15 protein-coding genes and 1 pseudogene are annotated in these 21228 nt (G+C 71.9%); 7 read left to right on the top strand and 9 right to left on the bottom strand.

Annotation, left to right across the window (positions count from 1 at the left end; all coding sequences use genetic code 11):
- Positions 1-18: 18 nt before the first annotated feature.
- The 4 genes and pseudogenes from AB0B02_RS29865 to AB0B02_RS29850 all read right to left on the bottom strand — a co-directional run bounded on the left by AB0B02_RS29865 (position 19) and on the right by AB0B02_RS29850 (position 2535).
- Positions 19-861, bottom strand: a complete 843-nt coding sequence (locus AB0B02_RS29865; protein WP_281940217.1) for a hypothetical protein — start codon at positions 859-861, stop codon at positions 19-21.
- Positions 862-1067: 206 nt separating this feature from the next.
- A pseudogene (locus AB0B02_RS29860) lies at positions 1068-1172 on the bottom strand (IS5/IS1182 family transposase); the annotation flags it as partial.
- A 3-nt stretch (positions 1173-1175) separates the two neighbouring features.
- Entirely contained in the window at positions 1176-1613 is a 438-nt protein-coding gene (locus AB0B02_RS29855) for a hypothetical protein (protein ID WP_281940215.1), read from the bottom strand.
- 271 nt (positions 1614-1884) lie between these two features.
- Entirely contained in the window at positions 1885-2535 is a 651-nt protein-coding gene (locus AB0B02_RS29850; protein ID WP_281940214.1) for a hypothetical protein, read from the bottom strand.
- Between the two features lie 97 nt (positions 2536-2632).
- Between AB0B02_RS29850 and AB0B02_RS29845 the strand changes: the two genes are divergently transcribed.
- The 3 genes from AB0B02_RS29845 (at position 2633) to AB0B02_RS29835 (ending at position 5798) form a co-directional block, all read left to right on the top strand.
- Positions 2633-2887 (top strand): hypothetical protein, encoded by a 255-nt coding sequence (locus tag AB0B02_RS29845; protein WP_281940213.1) that lies wholly within the window; start codon positions 2633-2635, stop codon positions 2885-2887.
- Between the two features lie 87 nt (positions 2888-2974).
- Positions 2975-3367, top strand: a complete 393-nt coding sequence (locus AB0B02_RS29840; protein WP_281940212.1) for a hypothetical protein — start codon at positions 2975-2977, stop codon at positions 3365-3367.
- Entirely contained in the window at positions 3360-5798 is a 2439-nt protein-coding gene (locus AB0B02_RS29835) for a DUF4132 domain-containing protein (protein ID WP_281940211.1), read from the top strand. The genes AB0B02_RS29840 and AB0B02_RS29835 overlap by 8 nt, the downstream gene beginning before the upstream one ends.
- Before the next feature lie 81 nt (positions 5799-5879).
- On the opposite strand, the gene AB0B02_RS29830 is transcribed toward AB0B02_RS29835, so the two are convergent.
- On the bottom strand, positions 5880-8495 hold the full coding sequence (locus AB0B02_RS29830) for a CHAT domain-containing protein (RefSeq protein ID WP_357306013.1): 2616 nt from the start codon (positions 8493-8495) through the stop codon (positions 5880-5882).
- Positions 8496-8675: 180 nt separating this feature from the next.
- On the opposite strand from AB0B02_RS29830, the gene AB0B02_RS29825 reads away from it, so the two are divergent.
- The 3 genes from AB0B02_RS29825 (at position 8676) to AB0B02_RS29815 (ending at position 11191) form a co-directional block, all read left to right on the top strand.
- Positions 8676-9986, top strand: coding sequence for a S8 family serine peptidase (locus AB0B02_RS29825; protein ID WP_357306009.1), 1311 nt, complete (start codon positions 8676-8678; stop codon positions 9984-9986).
- 133 nt (positions 9987-10119) lie between these two features.
- Positions 10120-10755 carry a sigma-70 family RNA polymerase sigma factor gene (locus AB0B02_RS29820; protein ID WP_281940206.1) on the top strand — a complete coding sequence of 212 codons (636 nt, stop codon included), beginning with the start codon at positions 10120-10122 and terminating at the stop codon, positions 10753-10755.
- Positions 10730-11191 carry a hypothetical protein gene (locus tag AB0B02_RS29815; RefSeq protein WP_357306006.1) on the top strand — a complete coding sequence of 154 codons (462 nt, stop codon included), beginning with the start codon at positions 10730-10732 and terminating at the stop codon, positions 11189-11191. Before AB0B02_RS29820 ends, AB0B02_RS29815 begins: the two co-directional genes overlap by 26 nt.
- A gap of 149 nt (positions 11192-11340) precedes the next feature.
- Here the strand turns inward: AB0B02_RS29815 and AB0B02_RS29810 are convergent, their stop codons facing one another.
- Positions 11341-12369, bottom strand: coding sequence for a hypothetical protein (locus AB0B02_RS29810; protein WP_357306003.1), 1029 nt, complete (start codon positions 12367-12369; stop codon positions 11341-11343).
- A gap of 406 nt (positions 12370-12775) precedes the next feature.
- Between AB0B02_RS29810 and AB0B02_RS29805 the strand changes: the two genes are divergently transcribed.
- On the top strand, positions 12776-13165 hold the full coding sequence (locus tag AB0B02_RS29805) for a peptidase inhibitor family I36 protein (RefSeq protein ID WP_357306000.1): 390 nt from the start codon (positions 12776-12778) through the stop codon (positions 13163-13165).
- A 569-nt stretch (positions 13166-13734) separates the two neighbouring features.
- On the opposite strand, the gene AB0B02_RS29800 is transcribed toward AB0B02_RS29805, so the two are convergent.
- The 3 genes from AB0B02_RS29800 to AB0B02_RS29790 form a co-directional block, all read right to left on the bottom strand.
- A complete protein-coding gene (locus AB0B02_RS29800) occupies positions 13735-14472 on the bottom strand; it encodes a DUF899 domain-containing protein (RefSeq protein ID WP_281940199.1) in 738 nt (245 codons plus the stop codon).
- Positions 14473-14903: 431 nt separating this feature from the next.
- The gene (locus tag AB0B02_RS29795; protein WP_357305997.1) at positions 14904-15272 is read right to left on the bottom strand and encodes a LysR family transcriptional regulator; all 369 of its coding nucleotides are present in this window, start codon (positions 15270-15272) and stop codon (positions 14904-14906) included.
- A gap of 439 nt (positions 15273-15711) precedes the next feature.
- Positions 15712-21219 carry an SDR family NAD(P)-dependent oxidoreductase gene (locus tag AB0B02_RS29790; protein ID WP_357306103.1) on the bottom strand — a complete coding sequence of 1836 codons (5508 nt, stop codon included), beginning with the start codon at positions 21217-21219 and terminating at the stop codon, positions 15712-15714.
- Positions 21220-21228 lie beyond the last annotated feature (9 nt).

Below are 21228 nucleotides of genomic sequence, written 5' to 3'. Positions count from 1 at the left end.
CCGTGGCGGACATCGGGGTCAGTGCGGCAGCTCGGCGGCGCAGCACGCCTCACCGTCGGCAGCGAGCAGGCCCGCGAAGTCCGCCCACTTGATCTTGAAGCGGCCGTGCTGGCCCCAGCCGCTCCCCCACGAGTTCTGGAACAGGTACGCCTGCTCGGAGTCCAGCCGGTCCAGCATCACGTAGCAGTGCCCGCCGGCCACCCTGCCGGTCGGCTTCACGTAGCCGTCGGCGTCCGGGTGGAACATGTCGTCCGTCCAGTTGGTGCCGACCACCACCGAGCCCTGGGTGTTGATCCACTGGTCGATCTCGGCCAGCGAGCCGGCGAACGCGAACGCCGCGAGCCGACCCCGGTCGCGCAGCGCCAGCGCCCCGGACCGGACGGTCGAGCCGTTCTCCGCACGCGGCTCGCCGTCGATCACCTTGCACTCGTAGTACAGCGCGTGCGCGTCGGCGTTCTGGAACTCCCCCGGGACCGGCGTGGCGTCCACCCAGCCCGTCCAGCCGAAGCCCACGCAGTGCCCGGTGTCGCCCTGGTCCAGTTGGATCGGCAGCTGCCAGGCCGGGGCCGCGTCACCGGCCGGCGTCGGGCCCGGCGCGGGTGGGGTCCCGCCGGCCTGCTTCTTGAGCCAGCGCCAGAAGACCAGGTACGCCCGCCAGTCGGTGAAGTAGGTGGTCTCGCTCAGCACCTGCTCGATGGTCCGCTGCCGGATCTCCTCCGGCGGCTCGGCGATCTCCATGAGCCGCGGCAGCGACCAGTCCCGCGGGTCCGGCCGGTACACCCTGCCCAGCAGATGGGGGCCGATCACCTGGCTCGCGCTGCGTTCCGGTGGGTCCTGCGCCAACCGCCGGTTCAGCTCCATGACGGCCTCCCTCTCCGAGCAACCTCCAGCAGGGGTGTCCCACTCCCACGATGCGCCCCGGCCGGCGGCCGGCACAGTCCGGTTACCGACTGCCGGCCCAAAATCCGCTGGCCCGGTGGGCTCGGGATCGGCAGTCCACTACCGGATTCGGATGGTCTACGCCATGCAAACCAGAAGAACGGTCGGTTGTCGACAATGAGCCACTTTCATCGTGGGTAGCGGGCGTCCTCGGCGGCTTGAAGAACGAGGATGGCTTGCCCGATCGCGGTGGCGCGGCGGGGGCAGCAGCGCAGCTCGGCGAGGATCTTCCAGTTTCAGAGCTCGACCAGGGCCAACGTCCACTGGCCGTGACCGTCTTCCCAGAGGGTGACGACCTCGCCGACCGGGACCGAGTTGTACTCGTGCCGCTCATCTTCCTCGTAGTAGTCGCCATCCTCCTCGATCACCGCGACGATGCGCAGGGCGTCCTCGCGGGTGCCGTCGGTGGCTGCCCGGATGCGGGAGACCCGCCACTCGACGCCGCTGAGGTCGCGGCCGATGAGCTCACTCCCGGGCACGAGATTCTCGTCGTCGCCATCGATCTCGAAGAGAGTGCCGGGACCGTCGACCAGCAGCGTATCCGTGTCGCCGATCATCAGGCTTTCGTCGATGACCTGTTGTTCACCGCGGAGTACCGCCGGGTCGAGCCAGGCCGGCCGCCGGTCGAGTCCGACCTCGCTGATGAAGTTTCCCCAGGCGTAGAGCGCATACATGCGCGGCATGCTACAGAGTGGCAAGATCCTTGCTTGTTCGGGAGGAACGCCGTGGCGCATCGCGGGCCTGGTGACCTTGCCCCCACAGCGCCACCACTGTGGAAAGGGCTCCATGCTTGGGAGGGCAACCGGTGCGAGGCACTGGTGGAGACGACGCTGGTCATCGCAGGATCCCTGGAGGCACCGCTTCCTCTCGGCGGCAGATCCGGACACCCCGTTCGCCGTTCGCCAGCAGCTGGCTGAAAGTCGGTAGGAGACGCCTCGATTGCGGTCAGGCGTCAGGGGTCCAGGGTTCTCCGACGCCCGCGCGTACCGCGGTGCTCCCGGGCGGTAGGTCAAGAACGTCGATCAGGGTGGGGTCCTCGTCGACGGCATGGTGCAGGTGTCCGACCTTGCCGGTGCCGCCGCTCGCGTCAGAGGCTCCGATCAACTGCCAGACGCCGTCGTCCGCGTCGTGACTGACGAACAGGACAGGCTCGTGGCGTTCGAAGACCTCAGGGGTCTGGATACAGGTGGTGCCGAGCAACCAGTGCCGCATCCAACCGGCTCGCCGATCGTGCCGCATGACGTGGTCGGCCACCCACCAGACGAACGGCAGGTCCTCGTGGGCGCGCGACTGATCCGCGCTCAGATCCGGGCCGCCCTGCGGGACCTGCTCGAACGGCTCATCGACGAGAGAGAACGCGTGACCGTCCTCGTGCGCGAAAATGACGGCGTGGAACGTGCCCCCGCCAGGATTGCCGGCGCCAATCCCGATGGACAGACGGGCGATATGCGGGTCTGAGCCGGTGGTCCAACCGAACGCGTACGAGGCCAGCTCGCCACGCGGTCCCACGAACTCGCCGAACGCACGCCGGTCCATGCCACTGACATCGGCCGTGGACACCTCAACCAGCGCACCCTCCAACACCTGGATCTCCACGCCGGCAACATAGCTGATCGAGCTTGGTCGGGTTGAGCCGTCCACGGGCTGCATGACGTCTGAGGCAGTCAGCACGGGTCGGTGGGGTGGCCCGATCGTGGGATTCCTGGTCCTGGTCTGGTTCTGCGGGCTGGTCGCGGCGGCGGTGTGGTGGGTGGGTATCGGCTTGGAGCAGTGGAGCGTCAGCTACGGCTACCAGCCCGGCGAGTTCGCGGACCTTGAACATCGGGTGAGCTTGGCCCTGCTGGTCGCCGCGGTGGTGGCGGTCGCCGGGCCGACCGTCATCGCGCTCGTCGCGTACCGGCTGCGGCTGGTCCGGACCCGAGCACTGCGTTCAACACAGTGGCGGTGACACCCGCTGTCCGGGCGACTGAACGAATCGTTCCGTCGGACCGTCGTGCCATGATGCCGCTCACCTCAAGGCAAGGAGCACGACGCGATGGCCACGGTGACGGTTCGGGACGAGACAGCGACGGGCAGGGCGATCGATCAGTGGCCGTTGACCGGCTTGCCCGAGCGCATCCGCGCGCGGGAGCTGGTCCGGTTGCGGGTACGCGAGGAGGTGGCGCGGTTCAACGCCGACCAGGCGGACCTCTTCCGGGGCCTGGTGCGGCCGACCGACGCGGAGGCGACGTTGAACGGCTACCGGGTGGGCCGGGGCCGGCGGCTGGACTGGGAGCGTCAGGCGGACGCGGCGTGTGCCGCCTTCGCCCGCAACGGCTTCGTGTTGCTGGTGGGTGACCACCAAGTCGAGGATCTGGACGAGGAGATCGACCTGCTCGCGGATCCCGAGGTGGCCTTCGTGCGGCTCGTTCCCCTGGTGGGTGGCTGACGTGCGGGGCTGGGCGCGGCTGCTTCCCACGCTGGGCGCGGCGGACCGCCGGAGGGTGGAGACCGGTCTGGTCGACGCGGACGCCCGGATTCGGGCGGTGATCGGGAGAACGATCACCTACTACCGGGGCGCGTCGGTGACCCGCACGCCGGAGTGGACCGTCACCGAGTCGTGGTCGGCCGAGCATCGCCGCCGCGCCGCACTGGCCATGCACCTGGAGGCGGCGACCAGTTCGAGTCCGACCGCCCTGAACGACGTCCTGCGGAATCTCGCGGACGGCGGGCACGACTGGACCCGGGCGGATCTGCTGTGGTGCCTGGAGGTGGCCGGGCGCGGGCACGGCTACGACGACGGCGCCCATCTGGAGTTGCCGGCGACGATCGCCGGGCACCTGCCCCCCGCCGACCTGGCCGATCTGGCGCCGGCGCTGTCCGCCCTGTTCGCCGAACTCACCACGCGGCACGTCCCGGCGGCCGGCCCCCGGCGCCGGGTCGTCACGCTGATCGGGGAGGCGCTCGACCGCGCCACGGGTCGCCGCGTGCCGTCCTGGTTGCTGCACCACGGGGACGAGTTCGGGCCGCTCGTCCGCGCCGGCCTGGGTGACGTCCTGGCCGCCCCGGGGGTGGCCGAGTTGCTGACGCACTGCGCCTCGCTCGACAAGCCGGCGGCGCCGGCGCGGTGGCTGCGCGTCCTCGACGGGCACCTCACGAGCGCCGCCGACGGGAGGGCGGCGGTCCGCGCGGTCCTGGCGGCGTTCGTCGCCCACCGGCGGTCCGTGCACGACGACACCGACCGTCTCCTGCGTGGCCTGGCATGGGCGCTGTCGCGGGAGTCGGACGAGACGGCGACCGAGCTGCTGGCCGAGGTCGCCGCCGTCGCCTCGGCCGCGCCCCGCCAGGCGTCCGGTTTCCCGCACGCCCAGCGCACCGCGATCGCGGCCGTGCGACTGCTCGCGGAGCGCGCCGGTGAGGCGCCGGTGCGGACCCTGGCGCGGCTCGCGGTGACGGTGAAGAACAAGGCGGTACGCAGTCGGGTGCAGACCGCGTTGGCGCACCTCGGCGCCCTGCGCGGGTGGTCGCTCAGCGAGGTGATGGAACTCGCCGTCGACGACCACGGGCTCGACTCCACCGGCAGCCGGCGGACCCCGGTCGGCCCGTACGAGGCGACGGTGCGGGTCGAGGGCGAGAAGGCGCGCCTGACCTTCGCGCGCGGCGGCACCGCGCTCAAGGGTGTCCCGGCGGCGGTCAAGGAGGCGCACGCCGACGAGCTGAGGCAGCTCCGTGGCCTGGTGAAGAGCGTCAACGCGACGCTGACCTCCGAACGCCAGCGGGTGGAGGCGCTGCTGTCCGAGGAACGCACCTGGACGTATGCGGACTGGGTGTCGCGCTTCCTGGACCATCCGATCACCGGGACCTACGGGCGGCGGCTGCTCTGGGAGACCAGCACCGACGGGCTGCACTGGTCGGCGGGCCTGCCCCGCGGGGACGGCGACGGGTGGACGATCGTCGGTCTCGACGGGCGACCGGCACCCGGCGATCGGGTCCGGCTGTGGCATCCCGTCCGCGCTCGGGTGGACGAGACCCTCGCCTGGCGGGAACGGGTGCTCGCCGCCGGCCTGACGCAACCGTTCAAGCAGGCGTTCCGTGAGATCTACCTGCTCACGCCGGCCGAGGAGCGGACCGGTTCCTACTCCAACCGGTTCGCCGCGCACATCCTGCGCTACCGCCAGGCGAACGCGCTCATGCGCGCCCGCGGCTGGCAGGCCGGCTACCTGGGCACGTGGGACGGCGGTGACGACAGCGAAGCCACGAAGCTCTTCGGCGGTGGCGCCTGGCGGGCGTCCTTCCACCACCAACTCGTCGACACCGACGACCCGGGCGACTACGACGTCCACCACTGCGCCACCGACCAGGTGCGCTTCGCCCGATCCGACGGCGCGACCTGGCAACCCGCACCGGTCGCGGACGTACCGCCGCTGGTGTTCACCGAGGCGATGCGGGACGTGGACCTGTTCGTCGGCGTCACCTCGATCGCCACCGACCCGCAGTGGGCCGACCGCGGCGAGGACCGGTTCCGGGACTACTGGCACCGCACCGCCGTCGGGCCGCTGGCCCCGTCGGGGCAGGTACGCCGCGACGCCCTGGCCCGGCTGCTCCCCCGCATGGCCATCGCCGACCGGGTCACCCTCACGGATCGGTACCTGCACGTACGCGGGAACGTGCGCGGCTACCGGATCCACCTCGGCTCGGGCAACATCATGATGGAGCCGAACGACGCCTACCTGTGCATCGTCCCGGCACGCGGCGGCGCCGGGCGGCTGCACCTGCCGTTCGAGGACGACCCGATGCTCTCGACGATCCTGTCGAAAGCGATCATGCTCGCCGCCGACGACACCATCACCGACCCCACCGTGCTGCGGCAGCTCGTCTGATGACCGACTGGAGCCGCTTCGCTGGATCGCCGACGGCTGACCACGGCCCGACGGCCGGTAGAGCGACCGTTCCCGCTCCGGTCAGCCGGCCCCGAAGCAGACGAACGCCGCCGCGGTGGCCCGGGCCGGACCGTCGCCCGCCGCACCGAACGCCCACTGCGCGTCGGCGAGGGCTCGCGCCGGGCCGGCACCCGCCCGCATCCGCGCGTGCAGGTCCAGCATCAGTGCCGTGGTGGGCTCGGCCGGCACCGGCAGCACGGTCGCGATCAGGCACCGGGTGCCGAGCGCCAGGAGGACCGCGGTGAACCCCATGACCTCGTCGCCGGGGCGCAGCCCGGTCAGGCCGGAGTCGCAGGCGGAGAGCACCACGCAGCCGGGCGGCCGGGCGACCGCCTCCCACTCGTGGGCGAACAGCGGCCCGTCGGCCAGCTCCAGGGTGGAGAACTGCGGGTTGTCCGCGCGGAACGCGCCGTGGGCGGCGATGTGCACCAGCCCCGCCCCGTCCAGCGCGGTGGTCAACGCCGCGGTGGTGGCGTCGGACCCGGTGAGCCGCCGCGCCCCGGGCAGGACCTGGGCGAGCCGGCGTACCTCGAGGTGTCCGGCCGGCAGGCGCGGGCCGGCGGCCAGGACCGGCGGCCCGGTCGGCAGCTCCCGCCGGTCCGCCCCGAGCCAGGCGGTGGCCGAGGGGGCGACGGTCACCGGACGCCCCGCGCAGGTGGGCAGCGCCGACCAGGGCACCGCGTGCAGCGCCCCGACCGGGACGATCACCAGGGCCCGGTCGGCCAGCCGCGACCGCAGCGGGGCGAACAGCAGCCGGTCCAGGGCGGTCGCGGCGTGGCCGGCCCCTGCCCGCGCGGCGGGCTCGTCGCCGGTGGTGACCAGCCGGCGCAGGGCGAACCGGTGCCGGCGGGCCAGGTCCACCGCGGCGGCGAGCGGACCGAGGTCGTGCAGGCTGGCCCGACCGTCGCGGACCAGCACCGCCCGGATCCGGTCGCCGTGGGCCACCAGCTCGACCAGCACCCGGGAGCCGAGCCGCGCGGCCAGCGCGCCCACCCCGGGCGGGGCCAGCACGACGCCCCCACCGGGCACCCGCCGGGCCAGGTCCCGGATGCGCTGCTCCAGCCGGGCCTGCCGGCCGCGTAGGGCGGTTGCCGGGCGGCCGGCCAGCACCTCGTCCTCGAGCAGGCCGCTGACCAGTCGGAGCTCGGCGAGCGCCGCCACCAGGTCGGGGTCGGCCGGGGGCCGGGCCGGCCGGGCCCGCAGCGCATTGGCCCGCCACCGCTCCGCCCACGCCAGGACCCGCGCCGGTGCGCCCGCCCGGACCGCGATGTCGAGGCCCTCGGCCGCCAGTTCCTGACCGTACGCTCCGCTGTGAGCACGCAGCTCCGTGGCGCCGAGCGACACCCGGTGCCGGTCGAGCACGGCCAGCCCGCGGCGCAGCGCCCGGGCGGCCCCGGGCTCGTCCCCGCCGAGCCGGCGCGACAGGGCCAGGGCGTACCAGCCCTGTGCCCGCCGGTCGGCGGTGCCGCGACGGCGGGCCCGGGCGGCCACCGCCAGCAGGTTCCGGGCCCGGCCCGGCCGCCCCAGCGCGGCGGCCACCAGGCCGGCCTCGATCCGGGTGGTCAGCGCCGGGCCCGGCCACCCGGTGCCGTCGAGCTGCTCGGCGGTACGCGCCATGGCGGTGAGCAGGCGCGCCGAGCGGGTGCCGCGACGGTACTCGGCGCGTAGCTCGACGTGCCGGGCGAAGGCGGCCCAGGTGGGCCGGCCCTGGCGACGGAACCGGGCCCGGGCCGCGGCGGCGGCCTCGGTCGCGGTGTCCAGGTCCGCGGCGAGCAGCGCCGCGCGGGCCCGGGCCAGCAGTGCCTCGGCCAGGTCGGAGGCCATGCCCCGGCGCCCCAGTTCCCGGACGGCCGCTGTCGCGACCACCACCGCCTCGTCGACCAGCGGCACCGACAGCAGCAGCTCGACGCGGTCCAGCAGCAGCGCCGGCCGGGGTACGGCGAGCCGCCGGTACTCCTCGTCGACGGTGGCGAAGCAGCGCAGCGCGCCGGCAATGTCGCCACGCTGGCCGGCCGCGATGCCGCGGTTCCACCGGGCGTCGGCCGCGGCGAGGTCCAGGCCCAGCCGTTGGAAGGCGGCTGCCGCGCGGGACAGGTCGTCGTCGGTGCCGCCGGCGGCGCCCCGGTGGGCGTTGAGCAGCCCCCGGTTGTTGCGCGCCCGCGCCTCCAGCAACAGGTCACCCTCGCGCAGGGCGATGTCGACGGCCAGGCCGTAGTCGCGTACCGCCTCGTCGTAGCGACCGCGATAGTGGAGCACCACACCCCGCTGCATCCGAGCCCGTCCCGCGTCGGCGCCGACGAGCTGCGGCAGCGCGGCGGTCACCGCGCGCAGCGCCGCGGCGGTGTGACCGGCGTTGGCCAACACGTAACCCAGGCTCATCCGGGCCAGCGCCCGGGTCCGGGGCGTGCCGGCGGCCTGGACCGCGCGGCGCAGGTGGTGCAACGCGCCGGGCAGGTCGTTGAGCTCCCGCAGGGCCAGACCGACGGCCCGCTCGGCGGTGGAGCGCTCGTCGGCCCCGGCCGCGGGCCCGGCCGCCAGCACCCGCTGGGCGATCGCGATCGCCTCGCGCGGGTAGCGCTGGACGGCGTCGAGCGCCGCCTGGGCCGTGCCGGCACCGGAACCGGTGCTGTCGGGCATGCCCCAAAGAGTCCCCGAACCAATGCCCGGCCGTCAATGTCTGTGCGGGCCTGTCGGAAATCCGCACCAAACCTTTACGTCATTGACATCCGACTATGCTTTGGAAGAATCGACGGCACCCGGGAAACGTGGCTCACGCCGGCCACTGGCGGACGCTTCTGCCGACCGCATGGAGGACCCGTGTCGCCTGACCATCCCGCCGCGCCGCGCCCGGCCGGCCACCTGTCCCGCCGGCGGCTACTGGCCGCGTCCGCGCTGGCCGCCGCGGCGTCGGTCACCGCCGGGTCCCGTGCCGCCCCGGCCCGCGCGGACGGCGCGGACGACGCCGCCTACCAGCGCGCCTTCGACGAGGCGCTGGCCGCCGACAAGAACGTCCGCCGGCACACCACGCCGGGCCGGGAGTTCCTCTACCGGCCACGGCAGCTGCTCGCCGCCGACGCCGACGCCCAGCGGGTCACCGCCCGGCTGCGTGCCCTCGGCCACGTGGTGGTCGTGGGCGACGGCTTCGCCGGGGTCACCCGGTTGCTCTTCGACCGGGAGACCGACGTTCCCACGCTCGTGACCAAGCTGCGCGACCCCCAGCAGTGGCCGGGGCAGCCGGCACCGAAGGTGCAGCCGCACCACGTGCTGCTGGGCCTCGGCAACATCATGGGCAACCCGGGTGGCCCGCCCACGACGGTCGCCGCGCTGTCGCCGCCGGACCCGGCCCGGCTGGGTGAGGGCGCCGGGGTGACCGTCGGAATCTGCGACACCGGCATCTGGCGGCAGGCCGGCGGCTACCACCCGCAGTGGCTCGGCGGGGCGTACCTGCCGGAGGTCGACGACGAGGACCCGCTCTACGTGCACACCGACGTGCTCGCCCCGCAGGGCGGGCACGGCACCTTCGTCGCCGGGGTGGTGCGGCAGGCCGCGCCGGGGGTCCGGGTCGACCCGGAGCAGGCGCTGACCGCCACCGGCGTCGGCGACGAGGCGTCGGTGGTGGCCGCGACGGCCCGACTCGCGCCGGCGGTGTCCGTGGTCAACCTGTCCCTGGGCGGGTTCACCCAGGACGACCAGCCGTCGCTGCCCCTGGCCAACGCGGTGGCCGCGCTACCCGCGACGAGCGCCGTGGTCGCGGCGGCGGGCAACGCCGGCACCAGCCGGCCGCTCTGGCCCGCCGCGCTGGGCCGGGTCGTCGCGGTGGCGGCCGTCAGCCAGGGCGCCGGTGGCGTGGTGCCGGCCACCTACAGCGGGTACGGGCCATGGGTCGACGTCTGCGCGGTCGGCGAGCGCCACAGCACGTACGTCGAGGGGCAGTTGCCGCTGCCGGGCCGGCCGACCCGGGTGTTCCACGGCTTCGCCGCCTGGGCGGGCACCTCGTTCGCCACGGCGCACGTCTCCGGTCGGCTCGCCGCGCTGATGACCGCCGGCGGCCTGAGCGCCGACGCGGCCCGGCTGACGCTGCTCGCCGCGCCGCGCTGGCACCCCGACTACGGCGTGCTCGTCGGATGAGCGAGCGGGGTGCGAACGAACCAGCAGCACCGTGCGGTGGTCCCGGCCGGCGTCGGGCGCAGCGGGGCGGCGGCGGGAACGAGCGGTCGCGGGCGGCGGAGCAGTGCCGCACCAGCCGACGGACGGCGTCGCCGTGACCGACCCGAGCACGACCGCCCTGGTGACCGCCGCGGCGGGCGGCGACGAGTCGGCGTGGGTGGAGCTGGTCCGCCGGTACACCCCGCTCGTCTACTCGGTGATCCGGTCCTACGACCTGAGCCGCGCCGACGCCGCCGACGTCAACCAGACCGTCTGGCTGCGTCTCGTCGAGCAGCTGAGCCGGGTCCGCGATCCACAGGCCCTCGCCTCCTGGTTGGCGACCACGACCCGGCGCGAGTGCTACCGGCTGTCCCGCCTCGGCCGGCGCACCCAACTCTTCGACCCGTACGACGACGCGCTGGACGCGTACCATGGCTTCTCCCGCACGACGGACGTGGCGGCCCCCGACGAGGAACTGCTCCGCGCGGAGCGGCGGCAGGCACTGCGGGAGGGCTTCGCGCAGCTGTCGCCGCGCTGCCAGCAGCTGCTGGCCCTGTTGACCGCCGACCCGCCGGCCAGCTACCGGGAGGTCGCCGAGCGACTGAGCGTGCCGGTCGGCAGCATCGGGCCGACCCAGGCCCGATGCCTGCGGCGGCTACGGGACTGCCCGGCGCTCGCCCCGTTCCTCGGCACGACCGCGACCCGGACGAACGGAGGTGAACGCGATGGAGCCGTTGCCGCCGGCCGATGACGCGGCCCTGACCGCCGAGCTGGGTGCGGCGCTGCGGGAGTCCGAATCGGTCCCGGAGGAGTTCCTGACCGCCGCGCGGGCGGCGTTCGCCTGGCGAAACGTCGACCAGGAGGTGGCACTCGCCGAGCTGATGTTCGACTCGGCGTGCGACACGGCCCCGGCGCTGACCCGGTCGGCCGGGTCGACGCGCACGCTGTCGTTCCGCAGTGCCGTGGTGGCGCTGGAGATCGAGGTGTCCGACGCCGGCATCGTCGGTCAACTCTCCCCGCCCCGGGGTGGGCGGGTGTCCGCGCAGACCGCCTCCGGCACGTACGCGGAGGCGCCGGTCGACGCGGTCGGCTTCTTCTCGCTGGGCGCTCCCCCGCCCGGCCCGGTCCGGCTGCGCGCCCACACCGACGGCCACGTGGTGGCCACCACCTGGGTCTCGCTGCGCTGACCCACCGCCAGCACCGCGCCAACACCCGCGACGGCTCCGCGACCGGCCCGTCCCCCGGGGGCGGCGGCGCTCGCCGGGACGCCGGACCGTCCCGGCGAGCGCGCGGGGGCCGCGGGTGCCCAGGCCCACGACCCCCGCTGGTGGCCGGGCTACTGCCGCCCGACGCCGATCAGGTACTCCACACCACCGAGGTCGGTCCGTTCCGCCCCGCTCGTGTCCGGGCCGAACTGGGTCACGTCGAGCGCGAACTCCTTGTCCGAGGCGACCGCGGCGGCGAAGGTGAGGGAGAACTCGACCCGCTCACCCGGCTCCAGCAGCAGGTTGCCGAGGCTGGCCTTCGCCGGTTCGACGACCTCCAGTTGGTTCTTACCGACCTCGCGTACGCCGGTGCCGACCTTGCCGCCGGCCTGCCACCGCTCGAACAGAGTCGGCCCGAGGTCGACGACGACCCGGCCGCCCACGTTCTGGATCGGCTCTCCCGGCTGCGTGAAGACCAGGTCGTTCTTGGTCGCCACCCGGAGCGAGTTGCCGATGGCGAACGGCCGCACCACCGGCGTCCCGCCCGCGACGAGCCGCACCGAGTCGACGTTGCGCCAGGCGATGTTGTTGTTGTTCCGGGTGTTGGTGCTGATGTCCGGCCCCTCGAAGGTCATCGGATCGGTGGCGGACACCCACCTGGCCAGCAGGCAGAAGTGGCCCGGACCGGGCACTCCGGTCCACGGGATCGTCACGGTCGTGGTGCCGGCGAAGGCGGTCACGCTCATCGCGCCGATCTGGGTCCAGTGCGTCGGCCAGACGGCACCGCCACCCGGCGTCGTCCGGTAGACCCGCAGCACGCCGCTGCCGGTGCCGGTGCCATACGGGCCGGGGTTACGCAGCTTGATGAAGATGTAGTTGGTGACGCCGACGATCGGGTTCTGGCTGACGGCACACTCGACGGCGGTCGGGCAGACCTTGATGTCGGGGCTGGCCCACAGCGGGTTGTACGAGTGGGGCTGGACGCCGACGTCAGCGGCGACGTCCCGGATGTAGACGTCGGTGCGGGCCGCTGCCGCCTTGTCCTGCCGCGCCTCGACCGGCGCGGCGGCGGCCGTGGTGACCGCCAGCAGGGCGGCCAGCGCGGTGCCGGTGAGCACGGCCAGCGCCGAGCGGCGGACACGTCTTCCTACGTTGCCCATGACAGGCTTCTCCCATCGTCGAGGGACCGCCGACCCGGCGTTGTCGCCTACCCGGCCGACGCGGTGACGTTGTTCAGGAGCGCGGGGTGGCGCGATTGATACGTCCAGCGGGGCCGGTCACCGTCAGATGGAGCGAAGACCGACGGATCAGACGAATGTCGAACGCTTGCCGGCCCGCACAGCGTCGTGGGCGGGCTTTCGCGGGTGGGGATAAGGGCCGGTGTGGACGGGCGGCCGAGGGCGGCCGAAGGCCGCCGGGCAGCGGCCTGGGACAGCCGGTGACCCGGGCATTTGAGCGCTCTGAAGGAATCGGTTGACTCCGGTCGTCGACGCTGGTGTCCGCCGACGGTGCGGGACCGCAGCCGCAGCCGCCGGACGGACGAACCGCATCGATCGGAGGAGAGCCATGAGGAAGAGCGTGCGACGTGTGGCGGTCATGTTGGGCCTCGTCGCGGCGGCGGCAACCACGTTCGCCGCGCCGGCCCAGGCGGACGGCCGCGGAGACTGCCCGGACGAGCATGTCTGCCTGTGGTGGGATCGGAACTTCACCGGCCTGCGCTGGCAGGGGAAGTACGACAACAGCAGTATCGGCACCGCGAACGACAAGGCGTCCTCGGCGTTCAACAACGGCAGGACCTGCTGGGTCTACCTCTGGACGGACCCCGGCTACGCGGGCACCTACCTGCCCATGGCGCTCGGGGCCTACCGGGCCTACATGAACACCGATCCCGGCCCGAGCCCGGTCGGCTCCTGGGAGGACATCGTCTCCTCGGTCCACTGGTGCTCGCCGCGCTGACCGCACGCTGAAGAGGAAGGCTGGCTGGTGATGCGCGAGGCACGCCGAATGCGGCTCCTGGCATTGTCGGCCCTGCTGGTGGGGGTGCTCTCCGGCTGCGAGGGGCAGCCGGAGACCATCCCCACCGCCACGGCCGTGACCGAACCTCCGGACGCGGGACCCGAACTGGGGACCGCCGCGATCGACCTGGCCAACCAACTCCGGCGCCTACCCCGACCGGAACTACGTCGTCGAACTGGCCGACGAGCGGGCGACGCAGCGCTGCGTACGCGCTGCCGGGCTCACCTGGTCCGGTTTCGTGTACCGGCCGCCACCGGGCTCGGACGAGGATCGCGCGCTGAACGTGGAAGGTCGACGGCGTGACGGGTACGGATTGGCCGATGCGGGCCGGCCGACACTGCCGAACTGCCGGACCCGGACGGAGGCCCGCCCAGGGCTGTTGGTCGCCGACGCCGCGGTCGAGATGGCGCACACGCGGCTGGACACGGCCGCACGCGTACCAGCGGACGTGCTGAGCATCGAGGGTTCGGGCGGGATCAGCCCGCCCGAACCGTTCGGCAGCCAGCCGGTCAGTGGCAGCTGGGCCCGTCCGCCGCTGACTCGTACCTGTCATGGTGCTTGAACAACATGATTCCGGTGCCGACCTCCTGCCGGCCCAGCGGCGTGAAGTCGAGGTAGTTGTACGTGCCGAGCACGATGTCCGGCCCTCGCCCGTACGTGGAATAGGTGTGGAAGACGTTCGAGTCGTCCCGGAAGAAGACGCTCAGCCCGTGCTGCTCACCGCTCATGTGGTGGGTCAGGCCCTCGCGCTCCAGCGTCGCCTTGTCTTTGTAGTTGTACTCGACCGGGGCGACGGACTCGTCCACGGTGACCTTGAAGTCGTAGTTGAAGTCGGTTCCGAAGGAGGACACCCACGGGATCGTCCAGCCCATTCGCGCCTTGAACTTCTCGATCTTCTCCACCGGCGCCCGGGAAACGGCCGCGAACGACGTGTCGCGGGAGTGCAGATGCCCGAGGTGCGCCACGTTGTCGACGAGGAACGAACAGCTCACGCAGCCCTCGTCCCAGCTCGGATCGAACATGAAGTGGTACGTGATGAGCTGCCGGCGTCCTTCGAACAGGTCGAGCAGGCTCTTCTCACCCGACGCGGACCGAAACCGGTAGTCCTTCTCGACCGGCGTCATCGGCAGGGCCCGCCGAGCTGCCGAGACTTCATCCCGTGCGTCGGTGAGCGCCTTCTCCTTGGCGAGCAACTCGATTCGCGCGCGCAGCCAGTCCTCACGGGACACGATCTGCGGACCACTCATCCGGTCTTCTCCTCCCATGCGGGTCGGTGACCCGGCCGAACGGGCTCTGTGCCCGGATCGCATCGCCGCTCGGCGCGTCGAATCGCTCCCGGGCCATCGGCGCCGCCGTGAACCTGGGCGCCACGGCCGGGAGCGCTATCCGGTACGACGCAGGCACGATCACCAGCGACCGGCCGAGGGCGTTCAGGCTCGCCCTTCTGGCCCGGTACGCCGACCCCTCGGGCTCACCACGGAACGCGGCCCGCGACAAGGCGTCGTTTCGTGCCGATCAATGCTCACCGGGGAAAGATAGTACGGGCCGGTACCCTCATCTTCTTCTGCATTGCTCAATCCGACCTCCGCCGAACGGGAACCGCGCGGACGTGGGCTCCCGTTCTCGCAGATCAGCCAGGAATGCCGTCAGCTACTGGACGACAACCGCCGACTGTTCGTCAATGTCGGAGTGGCCGGTGCTGGCGATCTGTGCTTTCACCCGCTGTGGACGTGTGGCTGGGTCTGCACCGCCCGAGGGGCGCGTCCGACGGACGCACCACCGCGTAGTCGTCGCCGGGCATCAGCACGCCAGGTCCGACCAGGTGACCGAGTCCGGGGTGGGCGGCGGAGTCCACCAGGAGCCGGCCGGCGTCGGTCGGCACGCAGCTCCGCGGGGTCCGCACCAGCAGCGGTGTGCCGAGCTGTCGCTCCAGGCGGGCGATCCGTCGGGACAGGGCGGGCCGGGTCCGGTCGAGCACGGCTGCCGCCGCGGTGATCGACCCGTGCCGCACCGCCGCCCGCAGCGCGCGCAGATCCTGCCAGCCCATGAAAAAGAGTCAACACGTCGATGTACGCGACGCCCGGACGGACCGGCGCCGTCGTCCGCGTGCGCGCGGCCCAGGTCCGTGGCGGAAGGAACGCCTTCACCAGCCGTACGTGAGGAGAGGTGAGCAGCCGCCGTGGATGGCCTCGGACGAGTTGCGGGCCGGGCTCGCGCCGCTGTTGCCAGCCCGCCTCCGAGGCGGAGTCGGTATCCAGGGCGTAAGCCGCTGGACGACCGGAAGGTGCTGGGTGGGGTGGTGTTCGTGCCGTACACCGCGGTTTCGTGGGAGCACCTGCCGCCGGAGGGGGTCCGGCTCGCGGTCACGCTGACCGGCGGTAACAGGCACGACTCCACCCACCGGTGGAGCAGGTTGGTGGTCCCCCACCCGAGTCGCGATTCGGTGGCTCAGCAAGGCTGAGCCCACGAGTTCGGGAAGGTCGCATCTACTTCGACCCCCGGTAGTCCACGAACGCTGGGCGCTCCTCGGGCGAGCGGGAGAGCCAGTCATTGACCGCCAGCGCACTCACCGAAGCGTACTCGTCGGTTATTTCTAGATGATTCCCTGGCACATCTGCCAACGTGACTGTGGTGGCGTAGTTCCAGGTGAACATCCAGTCGTCATTGTCTGCCGGTCCGCTGATCCGTTCGGATGCCCGGACCTGGAGCGTCGGTATCTCGATGTGCTCGGCGGGCCACCACGGGAAGGAGAGGTAATGGACCATCGCGAAGACCCAACTGTCGTCGCCGTCGTCGCCAGTCCGCCTGATTCTTTCAAAGATCTGCTTCTGCCACAGCGGCCCGTCCTCCGACACGGTTTGATGGGCCTCCTGCGAGGGTGCGTCGAGCAGAATGACGCCGGCCGGCGCCATGCCCATCCGGGCCAGCCCGGCAGCAACCCGGTGGGCGATCAGCCCACCGCTGGAGGTGCCGCCCAGTACGAATTCTTCGCCGTTCGCGTTGTCTCGGATGATTGTCTCGACGAACGCAAGCGTCATCGCCTCGATGTTCTCCGGCAGCTTCTCACCGGCATGGAAGCCTGGCGAGTGCAACACCGACACGTCGCGGGTGCCCTGGAAGGCCGATGCCAGCCGCGCATACGGGAAATTGACCGGGGCTACGTATGGGTTGAAGAGGTACAACTTGGGCCTGCCGTCGCCCGTGGCGACCCGGGTGGGGGGCCGGACCGCCTCGTCGGCCGTGTCCACACCGAACGTCTGGCGGAGCTTCGCCAATCGCCCGACCACGTCGGAGAACTCGTCGTGTCTGCCGTCGACCTCGGCCCGCATGTACATCTCCGCGAGGTTCGACACCCGCACAGGTCCCGGGCCGGCCGAATCGGCTCCGGCCCTGGGCTGGCTGCCGGCACTCACGGCGGAGGCCAGCTTGCTCAGCAGATGATCGGTCAAGGCGCCGGTGCTGGAATGGTCGAAGACCAGCGTGGCCGGCAGCGACAGTCCGGTCGCGGTGGCCAGCTGGTTACGTAGTTCCACCGCGGTCAACGAGTCGAAGCCGAGGTCTCGGAACGCGCTGTCCGGGTCGATCGTCGATGGGTCGGGATGGCCGAGCACGGCGGCGGTCTGTGTCCGTACCAGTTCCAGGACTGTCCGCTGGCGTTCCTCGACGCCCATAGCCGTCAGCCTGGTGGTCAGGTCCACCGGCGTGTCGGCGGTGGACGCGGCCCGGCGGGTCGAACCGCCGGCCAACGCCTGCCACAACGGCGGCAGACCACCGGCACCGGCGCGACGCAGCACGGCAAGGTCCACCCGGATCGGCACCAGTTGCGGCCGGTCGGTACGTACTGCCGCGTCGAACAGTGCCAGGCCCTGCTCGGAGGAGAGGGGAAGGATGCCGCTGCGTCGCATCCGGTCCAGGTCCGCCTCGTCGAGATGCCCGGTCATCGCCGACTGTTGGGCCCACAGTCCCCACGCCAGTGATTGCCCGACCAGGCCCTCGGCCTGCCGCCGTAGTGCCAAGGCGTCCAGGACAGCGTTGGCCGCGGCGTAGTTTCCCTGCCCCGGTGACCCGAGTGTGGCCGCCGCCGAGGAATACACCACGAACAACCCGAGATCCATGTCCCGGGTCAGCTCATGCAACCACCACGCCGCATCCGCCTTCGCCCGCAACACCGTCTCCAGCCGCTGCGGCGTCAACGCCTCGACCACCCCGTCGTCGAGGACTCCGGCGGTGTGCACCACCCCGACCACCGGATGCTCGACCGGCACCCCAGCCAACACCCCAGCCAGCGCATCCCGGTCAGCGACATCACACGCCACCACCCGCGCCCGCGCACCCAACCCGGTCAGCTCACCGACCAACTCCGCCGCCCCCGCCGCGGCCAGGCCGCGCCGGGACAACAACAACAGGTGCCCGACCCCGTGCGCGGTGACCAGATGCCGGGCCACCAAACCACCCAACACCCCCGTCCCACCAGTGACCACCACCGTGCCACCCGCATCCAACCCCGCCGACAACCCGTCAGAACCGGACAGCGACAGACGGCCAGTACCAACGGCTCGGGTCAACCGCCGGGCATACAGGCCACCAGCGCGTACCGCGATCTCCGGCTCGCCGCTGTCGAGCACCGCCGTCAGGATCCTGCCCAGTTCGCTGCCGTGGTCGGTGTCATCGTCGAGGTCCAGCAGGACGAACCGATTGGGATGTTCAGACTGCGCGGAGCGGACCAGGCCCCACACCGCAGCCGCAGCAAGGTCACTGCCATCGGTAGCGCCACGAGTGAGCACCACCAACCGGGAACCCTCCGTGCCCGGATCGGCCAACCAGTGCTGGACCCAACCCAACACCAACGCGCTCGCCGCGTGCGTGGCCTCGACAACATCCACAGCATCGCCCGCAGCCGGTAGCTCGGCCACCACCACCGGGGGCAGCTCACCATCAACCTGCCCATGCCATCCCCAGACCGGCTCGGCAGCCACCGGTTCCGCGTCCGGCAGCGGCACCCACTCCACGGCGAACAGTGACTGCGCCGCATCCGGTACCCCGGCGCCCAACTGGTCGGCGGTCACCGGCCGCAACACCAACGATTCCACGGTCAGCACCGGCTGGTCGGCGGTGTCGAACACCGCCACCGCAATAGCCCCATCGTCGGCCGGTGCCAGCCGGACCCGCAGCGTGGTCGCCCCAGTCGCGTGCAGCCGCACCCCGCTCCACGCGAACGGCAACACCGCCTCATCACCGAGAAGTCCGGTCAACCCGATCGCGTGCAACGCCGCGTCCAACACCGCCGGATGCAACCCGAACCCATCCGCTGCGGCCTGCTCGGGCAGGGTCACCTCGGCATACACATCCCGCTCGGAACGCCACACCGCCCGCAAACCCTGAAACACCGGCCCGTACACGTACCCACCGTCGGCCAACCGTTCATACAGACCATCAACAGCCACCGGCCGCGCGTCGGCCGGCGGCCACTGCCCCAACCCGGACGGCACCCGGCCAGCTTGCGGGCTCAACACACCCGTGGCATGCCGAGTCCACGCACCCTCCGCGCCTTCTGGTCGGGAGTACACGTTGACCGGCCGTCGACCATCCTGGCCGGGATCACCGACCCACACCTGCACCTGCACTGCGCCCTGCTCGGGCAGCACCAACGGGCTCTGGAGCGTCAACTCCTCGACCAGGGCACAGCCCACCTGGTCGCCGGCGTACATTACCAACTCCACATACGCCGTGCCCGCCAACAACACCGAACCCAACACCGCATGATCGGCCAACCACGGCTGCGCCGACAACGACAACCGGCCGGTCAACACCACCCCATCCCCATCAGCCAACGACACCGCCGCACGTAACAACGGATGATCAGCCGAACCCTGCCCCAAGACCCGAGCGTCCCCTACACCGGCCACCGTCGACTGTGGCCAGAACCGCTGATGCTGGAACGGGTAGGTAGGCAGTTCCACAGCCCGCCGACCGGCGGTCGTGTCGAGCAGTGTCGGCCAGTTCACGGTCCCGCCGTGTACGTGGACACCGGCGACCGCGGTCAGTAGTGTCTCCGGCTCGTCGCGCTCGGCGCGCAGCGCTGGCAGCCACACGTCCGTGTCGGGGTCGGCCATCGAGGTCAGCGTGCCGTCCGGTCCCAACTCGAGGAAGACACCCACGCCCTGCTCACGCAGCGCGTTCACCGCGTCGTCGTAGCGCACCGTCTGGCGGACATGCGCCAGCCAGTATCCGGGTTCGGTCACGTCCGCACCCGGCGTGCCCGACACCACCGGGATGGTCGGCTCCCGCCACACCACCCCGCCCAACACGTCGGCGAACTCGGCCAGCATCGGCTCCATCAACGGCGAATGAAACGCGTGACTGACCCGCAGCTGCCGCGCCTTACCACCGGCGTCTCGCCACCGCTGCGCCAAGTCCAACACCACATCCCGGTCACCGGAGATCACCGTCGAGCGGGGGCCGTTGACCGCCGCCACCCCCACCAGATCGGTGTGCCCGGCGATCAACTCCTGCGCTTCGGCGTCGCTGGCGGTCAACGCCACCATGGCCCCACCAGCAGGAAGCGCCTGCATCAGACGGCCCCGCGCAGCCACCACCGCCGCCGCATCAGCCAGACCCCACACCCCCGCCACATGAGCCGCACTCAACTCACCAATCGAATGCCCCGCCACACACTCCGGAACCACCCCCCACGAACCAACCAACCGGAACAACGCCACCTGCACCGCGAACAACCCCGCCTGGGCATACACCGTCTGATCCAACAACCGCGCCTCGCCCGCGACCACGTCCCGCAACGACCGCTCAAGATGCTGGTCGAAGTATGCGCAGACCTCATCGAACGCCTCAGCGAACACCGGATACGCCTCATACAGACCCAGACCCATCCCGACCCGCTGGCTACCCTGCCCGGAAAACACCACCGCCAACCGACCAGACCCCGCAACCCCGCTCACCACCCCCGACGCCTGACCACCCCCGGCCAGCGTGTGTAGCCCGTCCATCAACGCTGGCCGCTGCTGACCGAGGACCACCGCCCGATGTGCGAACACCGATCGAGCCGCCAACCCGCGCCCCACCACGGCCGGCTCTACCTCGGGCCGGTCGGCCACGAACCGGGCCAGCCGCTGCGCCTGCGCCCGCAGCGCCACCTCAGACTTGGCCGACAACAACCACGGCACCACCCCGCCGCCCGGGACCGGGGCCGGCTCATGACCCAACGCCGGGTCCGGTGCCGGTTCAGCCTCCTCCAGGATGAGGTGGGCGTTGGTACCACTGATCCCGAACGACGACACCCCAGCCCGCCGTGGCCGGCCGCCGTCCGGCCATGGTGTGGCCTCGGTGAGTAGCTGCACCGATCCGGTCGACCAGTCGACGTGTGTGGACGGCTCGTCCACGTGCAGTGTCTTGGGCATCAAGCCGTGCCGCATGGCGAGGACCATCTTGATGATTCCGGCGACGCCGGCGGCTGCCTGGGTGTGGCCGATGTTCGACTTTACCGACCCCAGGCGCAGCGGCTGATCCGCCGGCCGGTCCTGGCCGTAGGCGGCGATCAGCGCTTGCGCCTCGATCGGGTCACCCAGGGTGGTGCCCGTGCCGTGCGCCTCCACCACATCCACCTCGCCCGGCAACAACCGCGCGTTCGCCAAAGCCTGACGGATCACCCGCTGCTGCGACGGCCCGTTCGGCGCACTCAACCCGTTGGAGGCGCCGTCCTGGTTGACCGCGCTGCCCCGCACCACCGCCAACACCTGATGCCCCCGCCTGCGGGCATCCGACAACCGCTCCAACACCACAATTCCGATGCCTTCACCCCAGCCCGTGCCGTCGGCCGCGTCCGCGAACGATTTGCACCGCCCATCAGCGGCCAACCCACCCTGCCGGGAGAACTCCACGAACGCTCCCGGCGTGGCCATCACTGTCACGCCGCCGGCCAGGGCCATGGAACACTCACCCGACCGCAACGCCTGCGCCGCCAAATGCACCGCGACCAGGGACGACGA

The sequence above is a fragment of the Micromonospora sp. NPDC049240 genome, from assembly GCF_040647835.1.
Classification (GTDB): Bacteria; Actinomycetota; Actinomycetes; order Mycobacteriales; family Micromonosporaceae; genus Micromonospora.
Note: the sequence above shows the minus strand (reverse complement) of the source record. Positions and strands in the feature narration are given on the sequence as shown.

Excerpts from the sequence above, each read along its gene's own strand:
- AB0B02_RS29865 (WP_281940217.1), bottom strand. The coding sequence starts at position 861 with ATGGAGCTGAACCGGCGGTTGGCGCAGGACCCACCGGAACGCAGCGCG.
- AB0B02_RS29855 (WP_281940215.1), bottom strand. The coding sequence starts at position 1,613 with ATGTATGCGCTCTACGCCTGGGGAAACTTCATCAGCGAGGTCGGACTC.
- AB0B02_RS29840 (WP_281940212.1), top strand. The coding sequence starts at position 2,975 with ATGGCCACGGTGACGGTTCGGGACGAGACAGCGACGGGCAGGGCGATC.
- AB0B02_RS29830 (WP_357306013.1), bottom strand. The coding sequence starts at position 8,495 with ATGCCCGACAGCACCGGTTCCGGTGCCGGCACGGCCCAGGCGGCGCTC.
- AB0B02_RS29815 (WP_357306006.1), top strand. The coding sequence starts at position 10,730 with ATGGAGCCGTTGCCGCCGGCCGATGACGCGGCCCTGACCGCCGAGCTG.
- AB0B02_RS29810 (WP_357306003.1), bottom strand. The coding sequence starts at position 12,369 with ATGGGCAACGTAGGAAGACGTGTCCGCCGCTCGGCGCTGGCCGTGCTC.
- AB0B02_RS29805 (WP_357306000.1), top strand. The coding sequence starts at position 12,776 with ATGAGGAAGAGCGTGCGACGTGTGGCGGTCATGTTGGGCCTCGTCGCG.
- AB0B02_RS29800 (WP_281940199.1), bottom strand. The coding sequence starts at position 14,472 with ATGAGTGGTCCGCAGATCGTGTCCCGTGAGGACTGGCTGCGCGCGCGA.
- AB0B02_RS29795 (WP_357305997.1), bottom strand. The coding sequence starts at position 15,272 with ATGGGCTGGCAGGATCTGCGCGCGCTGCGGGCGGCGGTGCGGCACGGG.